Here is a 7,090-nt window from a genome sequence, read left to right on the forward strand (position 1 = left end):
TCGTACTGCGTGTGCGATACGTACTTGCGACGAGCGTAGGGTGAAATTACGATCATCGGAACCCGGAAGCCAAGCTCGTACGAATTATACACGGGCGGCCGCACGTGATCGTACCAGCCGCCCCAGTCGTCCCAGGTCACAATGATTGCCGTGGACTTCCAGTACGGGCTTTTGCCGATCGCATTGACAATCGAGGCCACCCAAGACGGCCCGGTACCATTATTATGCGCCGGATGATCGGACGCCTTAGCACTCGGGGTAACGAAGACCACCTGCGCGAGTTGTCCCTCGCGGATATCGTGCAAGATTTTTGCAGACGGCCACTTCACGTTGTCGTACGAAGGCCCGTAGCGAATCTGCCTGATAGCATCGGGGGCATGAAACTGCCCGGCTCCGTGGCTCTCTTGGTAGTACGTCCACGAGACCCCGCTCTTGTTCATCAAGTCCATGATGGACTCGCGGTCGAAGCACGGAAATACCGACTTCCCTTCATTTCCGGCGGGGTCAATCGTCAAGACTCTCGTCGATTTAACGGAATCGCAGCCTCCCTGGTTGGATATGCCGTTCGTGTCGCCGGGATTGTCGGCAGCCTTTAGCGGAGAGTTTCTGCTAATCGTCGATGTTCCGCTAACGAGGTATTGATGTGCGGGGAAACTCGGGCCTTGATTTGACTGAAAGAGTTTGTCGGCAAAGGTATAGGCTTGTGCCATCTCCCAGTACTGCCATACCTGCGTGCGGGGCACGTAGCCATACGATGCTACCTGCGCGGGCGGGCAGTTCCCGGGTACGTAGCAGTTCTCAGGCTCCGAATTAAACCCGTTCATTACACCGCGGTCATAGTCGCTCAACCATGCATGATGCCGGTGCGACATGTCGTAGCGTGCCGTCAAGGAGATCGGCTGGAGCGCGACCGTCTGGCCTTGCATGTTCTTGCCGGATCGCACGGTGTCGGCTCCCGGGAGGCCGTTGAACAGATTATCAACGGTGCGATTCTCCTGGATTATGATGACGATGTGCTTAATCGCACCGTTGCTGCCGTAGATGCGGCCGGCGGCATCGGTTTGGATCTGCGCGACTGCCGGATGCAGGGGAATTGCGCCCATACTTTGGCCGCCGCAGCCCGAAAGAAAAATCAGCGCACAGACTAATCCCGCGCCACGATTAAAATAATAGCGTCCCATCGCTGGTAACTCCTTACTAAGGTATAACCAGGGAAGTGTTCGCCGGTGAGGCCCCAGTTCCGTCCTAGGCCCTGAGTCGTCAGGGCGCTACGGCAGCACCGTCGCGTGCAGTCTCACGGGGTGCCCACCGCGATGAATTCGAAGGTTCGACTGCACTGCACCGCCTGGTTGATTACGGCCGCGATTTCGTTGGCTCCATCCGCGAGCGTATATTCGCCCCGCTTGGGGTGCTGCACGGGGGAGGGGGCCAAGGAGACGCACCGAGAGCCCCGGCTCCTGCCGTAACTACGACGTCGCCGAGGCGGGCGCGCCTAGCTGACGGGGAAGCCGAGTTCTTGAAGTTTGCGCAAAAGGTCACGGTTGTAGTCCATCCCCGCTTGTTGCATCAACTCGGTGCAGACCGTTAGCGCTCGAAGGTATTTCGCGTGGGCGGCCGCCATCTCGGCAAAGAGCGCTTGCGCGTTCTCGGGAGTCACGGTTTGCATTTTATCCGCGAGCCCGCGCTGCGAGTCCACCACGGCTTTGAGGCGGTCGAGGCCCTCGCGGATCGGCGTCCCCGAATCGTATTTGGCGGCCTCGGCCGCGATCAATTGATCGACGTAGTCGAAAACCTGCGTCTGCTTCTGCCAATCAAACATCGCCAAACCTCTTCATGCGCCGTACCTCCTTCCTAGAGCCCTTGGGCCGTACAGAAGATTCGCCAAGCGCTGCCGGCCTCTCTCTTCGCTGCCGAATAAACGCCGCTCAGAGGTGAAGCGTGGGGCGCAGTGCCACGAAGAGCACGCTCCCTGCCGAAAGCGTAACGACCGCAACGATCGCCCAGCCCGCGAACGCGAGCGGCAGCGCGATCGGGCGCCCACACATCAGCTCGCGATTGCGCGCGACGATCATCGTCAACGTCAAGGTGATCGGCGTCGCGACGCCGGCGGCGACCGAGACCCAATAGAGCAGCGAGATCATCGGGATCGGCAGCAGCGCCAAGATGCCGGCAAGTGCCAGCGAGAGAAAAATCGCGCGGTAGAATACCGGCGCCTGGGCGGGACGCAGCGTCAGGCTCGCCGGACGATCGAGGAGCTGGGCGACGACGTAACCGTTGGTCGCCGAGATCACCGGAATCGCAATTGCGGCCGAGGCGAAGAGACCGATTCCGAACAGCCGCTGATCCCAGCCGCCCGCGAGCGGCCGTAACGCGGCCGCCGCCCCGGCCGCCGTAAGGATCGCAACGTGGTGCATCCCGGAGGTCGCAGCGGTGGCAATCAAGATGAAGAGAAAACTCGAGCCCGCGACCAGCATGCCGATCGCGGCGTCGGAACGGGCCGCTCGAACTCCCGAACCGGCCGCGCGCCGCTCGGCGATCTCAATCGATTCCCAGAAATAGACGTAGCTCGTCAGCGTCGTGCCCAGCAGCGCCAGCGTACCGACGAGGTACACGGGCGCGAGCGAAAAGTGCGGCAGCACGATACTGCGCAGCACCTCGCCCCAGTTCGGCCGCGCCAAAATCGCGCTCGCAACGTAGCACAGAAAGATCAGCGTCAGCGAGGCGAGGACGCGTTCGATGCGCAGGTAGGACTTCGTCGCGAGCACCCAACAGCCGGCCGCGACGATCGGCACGACAAGCAGATAGTAAGGAATGCCGCAGAGCAGCGCGAGCGCCTGCGCCCCCGCCGCAACGTCGGCGCCCAGCGTAAAGAGGCTGATGCCCACGATGGCGGCCGCGCTTACGACTGCCGGGAGTCGCCCGCACGTGCGCGCGATGGCCTGTTGCAGGCTCATTCCCGAAGCGGCGGCGACCGACGCCGCGATCGCCTGAACGATCGCGAGCATCGGCAGCAGCAAAACGACGAGCCACGTGAGGCCGTATCCAGTCGCCGCGCCGACGACCGCAATCGAACCGACCGTCGTCGGATCGTTCGCCGAGGCGCCGGAGACCAGCCCCGGCCCGAAGCCGAGGGTGAACCGGCGCGGCTGCATCTACGCCAAGGCTCTTTATACGATTGGCGGGTGAGCGATGTATTTGTAGCCGGCGTCGCGCAGGCGGCGCAGGCGGGTGAGGACCTGCGGCTTCGGCTCGAAGAAAACGTTCACCGCCGACCAAAAGCCGCCGTAGCTTCGCAGCTGCGCGAAGTAATCGTCGATGTTGACGCGGTCCATGAGGCGGCGGCCGACCGCATTGATGAGCAAACCGCGAAATCCCGTGGGCGCCAGCGCCGCACCGTAGCGATCGCGCGAGAACATCCGCACGCGCTCGAGCGGGGAGCGCAGCCACTTGATCGAGCTGATGTACGTCAGCAGCATCTCGTTCCAGACCGTCGTTTGATTGAGGCGAATCGCCCCGAGCTCGTGGGCGATCACAAACGAGATCACGTCCACCGTCTTGCGGTCGTCGATCTCGAAGATGTTTTGGTGCAGCACGATGTACTGTTCACGCCAGGACGAAAACGCCTGCGAGTACGGCTGGATCGAGCCCGATGTGAGAAAGATTTCGGGCAGCTCGGTCATGCCCAGGCGTCGGCAGTGATCCCGCAGGATTGCGTAGACTTCGGGAAACTGCCCCTCGGAGAGGCGCACCGAGTTTCCGCGCACCGCCGATTCGTGGCGGTTCCGATTGAGCACGAGCAGCGGGATACCGACGAGCGCGGTGACGGCGAGAATCCTCAGAAAGGTGATGTCTTTGTTGAGCAGCGCGTGCGATTTGAGCCAGCCGGGTGTGTAGAACACCAGCATAAGGGCCACAGCCATCAAGACGAAGTTTAGCGCAACCGAGGCAATGAAGATAGGACGCTCGAGGGGGTCCCGCAGGAGCGACTCGTCGATCGCGTCGTCTGATCGCGTTTGCACGCCCGCGTCCGAAACGGCGTTAGGAGCCCTCGTCGCCGTAGATCAGCGCCGTCTTCGTCGTCCCTTCACTCAGATAGTCGCGCAGCGGAATCTGCAGGGCCTTGAAAAAGTCGTCGGCCGCCTTCTGCCCAAGCTCTTCCTTCTCTTTGCCGCGCACGTGCGTCGAAAAACCGAACTCGGCGATCAGCGGTTCGAAGCGGTCGGGGACGGGGCGCGCCCACAGCGCCAGCGACGCGGTCGCCGTGACGCCGTGCCCGAACGAAAGGGTTCCCAGATTCGACTGAATCTCAAAGACCTTCGCGCCGGCGACGATCGAGAGCGGCTCGTCCATGTTGAGGCCGAGCGTGGCGAGGTGGGGCAGCGCCGCCGCCAAGCGCGATAAGGGGAACTCCATCTGCACCTCCGGATACTCGACGATCACGTTGTTCGAAAAGATACTCGTCATCGTGCCGGGATGGTCGCCGCGAACCAGTTCTTCTTTGAACTTCTTCTTCTGCAGCTGCGTCATCTTCGTGTCGGTGTCGAAGGTTGCCGCTTTTTCGTACTCCGGCGCGCGGCACTTGAAGGTGAGCTCCCAGCTTTCGTCGGGCCAGCCGCCCTGGCGGATCTGCCGCGTACGAAAGATGAGCTTGTTCTTGCGGAGATCTTGACTCTTCGTATCGTAAAACTGGACGATGCGCAGCTGGGAGTCGACCGATTCGACCGGCTCGTAGTGCACGCCGAGTTTTTCGGCCTGGTGCCGCAGCAGCTCGCCGAACTCGAGCAGCGCGCGGCGATTGGGAAACTTCTCGGGTTTCAGCAGCAGCTTGAATTCACGGTGCGTTACCAGCGGGGTTGCCTGCGGCTTCTCGGCGGTCTTGCTCAACTAGGAACCTCCTCCGTTGCGATCAAGCTCGGTTTGTAATCCCTCGCCCAGCGTCTTGCGGGCTTTTTCGCCCGCGGTAAGCGGCTCGGGCTCCCACGGCTCCCATTCCTCCCAGCCCAGCGTCTGGGCCGTCAGCCGGAATCCAAAACCGACGAAAAACGCAATCACCGTCGAGACGATCACCGAAACGCCCATCCCGGCATTGAGGATGACGTAGACGGTCCCCGTGAGTATCGCCGCCACCATGAAGAACTCGCCGCGGACGAGCTGCTTGGGAACGACGAGGCACGCGGTGTCGATGATCCAGCGGCCGGCCGTTGTGGCGATGACGCCGATGATCACCGCGGCCGCGTAGCCGAGGTGCGCGGCGAGCGCCGCCTGCGCGCCGACGATCGCGTACCACGGCAGCGAGAAGGCGGTCATAAACTGAAAGAGACCGTCTTTGAATTTCTGCGCGCTGCCGAAATCGATCATGATCGCCAGCCATGCGGCGCTCAAGCACAGAATCAGATACCACGGATTTGTCAGCGGCGAAGGAACCTTGTTCACTAAGATGTCGCGCACGATGCCGCCGCCGATGCCGCCCGCATAGGCCAGCACGACCACGCCGATCACGGTGAAATGCTTGTAGTGGTCGGGGCGGCGGGCAAGCAGCGCGCCGTTGAACGCGTTCGTTGTCGCGGCGATCAGGGAGATGTAGTCGACGAGCGTCAGCGCTTTGAACCCAAACTGAGAGAAGATCAGCGGCGTCACGCAGCGGCCTCCTTCGTTAACCGGGCGAAATACACCCCGACGATCGTCACGATGACAAACTGAACCAGCAGGTACGTCAGCACCGCAGCACCGACGAGCGTGTCGGGGAAGCTCGTCGTGGCGATCACCAGGCAGAGCCCGATGTTGCGCAGCGTCGTCCCGATGCCGAGCACGCGCCGGTTCTTGGGCAGCGGGCCGCCGAGAAGCCAGCCGGTGAGCATCGCGAGGACCGAAATGCAGAGCATCGCCCACATGCCGCGCGAGCCGTAGACCGCTGCGACGCCCGCAGCGAGCTTCGGCGCTAGCAGAATAATGACGACGAGGACGGTCAGCAGGAAGACGATCTGCGAGATGCGCGAGAGCCGCGGCGCGATATTCGGGAGTTTCGTGCCGATCGTGATCCCAATCAGCAAAGGAAGCAGCTGGAAGAGAACGAGTGTGACGACGAAATTGCCCAGGGGCAGCTCTGCAGCCTCCGCCGTCGGCAGCACATAGTGCGCCGTCAGCGGGACGGTAACGATCGAGACGAGCGGCAACACCGCGGCGAGCTCGATGGCCAGGCCAAGGCTCCCGCCGCGCTTGCGTACCGACGCCAGCACGAAGGGAACCCCCGGAGCGATCGCCATCAAAAGAAAGCCGGTGGCGATCTCCTCCGGCAGCACAAAGAGCCGGGCGAGCAGCACCCCCAGGATGGGGACGATCACGAAGTTCGCGATCAGTGCTTTCACGAGCAGCGGGATGTTTTTGAGCGTGGCAATGAGATCGTCGAAATTGACCTGAAGCCCAGCGCTGAGCGTGAGCGAAACGAGCATCAGCAGTGCAACGGCTTTAGCGGCTGCCATACGCCTGCTCGCAAGAAGAAGGTACGCCAAGTGCGCCAGACGTGAAGCTAACCATAAGGTGCTTTATTTTAGCACCCGAGCCATCGGCTGGTCTAGCCAGAAATGGCAACGCCGAACGCGCTATCGGGCGTCCGTCAGATAGCGATTGAACCAGCCCACGGTTTGCGTGAGGATATGGATTTGGTTTGAGGTCTTTTGCGGTCCGTGGCCTTCGTCGGCGTAGACGATGAGCTTCGCGGGTACGCCGAGCGTCGTCATCGCGTGCCAGAACTCAAAGGCCTGCGGCGCGGGAACCTCTTCGTCGCGCTCGCCCTGCAGAATCAGCACGGGCGTCTTCGACTGCGCAATAAACGTGATCGGCGAGCTCTTCGCATACACCGCCGGATCGGCATAGACCGACGCGCCGAAGAACGGAATCATCCACTGGTCGATTTTGTTCTGGCCGTAGTACGACTGCCAGTTGACGATGCCGGCGCCCGCGACGAGCGCCTTGAAGCGATTCGTCTGCGTCTCCGCCCACATCGCCATGTAGCCGCCGTAGCTCCAGCCCATCAGCCCCAGGCGGTTCGGATCGATCGGCGCGGCTTTGATCGCCGCGTCGACGCCCGATA

At 62.1% G+C, this 7,090-nt stretch carries 8 protein-coding genes; all 8 read right to left on the reverse strand.

All coding sequences use genetic code 11. The features are described 5' to 3' along the window. The coding region (locus tag VGG51_08070) for an alkaline phosphatase family protein (protein ID HEY1882981.1) at nt 1-1,181 on the reverse strand (1,181 nt) is incomplete at its 3' end. A 311-nt stretch (nt 1,182-1,492) separates the two neighbouring features. Then, nucleotides 1,493-1,819: a hypothetical protein gene (locus VGG51_08075; GenBank protein HEY1882982.1), complete on the reverse strand. Its 327-nt coding sequence runs from the start codon at nt 1,817-1,819 to the stop codon at nt 1,493-1,495. A 106-nt stretch (nt 1,820-1,925) separates the two neighbouring features. Further along, nucleotides 1,926-3,152, reverse strand: coding sequence for a divalent metal cation transporter (locus tag VGG51_08080; protein HEY1882983.1), 1,227 nt, complete (start codon nt 3,150-3,152; stop codon nt 1,926-1,928). 15 nt (nt 3,153-3,167) lie between these two features. Beyond that, nucleotides 3,168-4,019, reverse strand: coding sequence for a M48 family metallopeptidase (locus VGG51_08085; GenBank protein ID HEY1882984.1), 852 nt, complete (start codon nt 4,017-4,019; stop codon nt 3,168-3,170). 19 nt (nt 4,020-4,038) lie between these two features. Further along, the gene (locus tag VGG51_08090) at nt 4,039-4,884 is read right to left on the reverse strand and encodes a hypothetical protein (protein HEY1882985.1); all 846 of its coding nucleotides are present in this window, start codon (nt 4,882-4,884) and stop codon (nt 4,039-4,041) included. Beyond that, nucleotides 4,885-5,637 (reverse strand): TRIC cation channel family protein, encoded by a 753-nt coding sequence (locus tag VGG51_08095; GenBank protein HEY1882986.1) that lies wholly within the window; start codon nt 5,635-5,637, stop codon nt 4,885-4,887. After that, nucleotides 5,634-6,509, reverse strand: coding sequence for a hypothetical protein (locus VGG51_08100; GenBank protein ID HEY1882987.1), 876 nt, complete (start codon nt 6,507-6,509; stop codon nt 5,634-5,636). Before VGG51_08100 ends, VGG51_08095 begins: the two co-directional genes overlap by 4 nt. Before the next feature lie 90 nt (nt 6,510-6,599). After that, nucleotides 6,600-7,090, reverse strand: a 491-nt coding sequence (locus tag VGG51_08105) for a YqiA/YcfP family alpha/beta fold hydrolase (GenBank protein HEY1882988.1), incomplete at its 5' end; no start/stop codon positions are given.

It is taken from the genome of Candidatus Cybelea sp., assembly GCA_036489315.1.
Lineage (GTDB): Bacteria > Vulcanimicrobiota > Vulcanimicrobiia > Vulcanimicrobiales > Vulcanimicrobiaceae > Cybelea.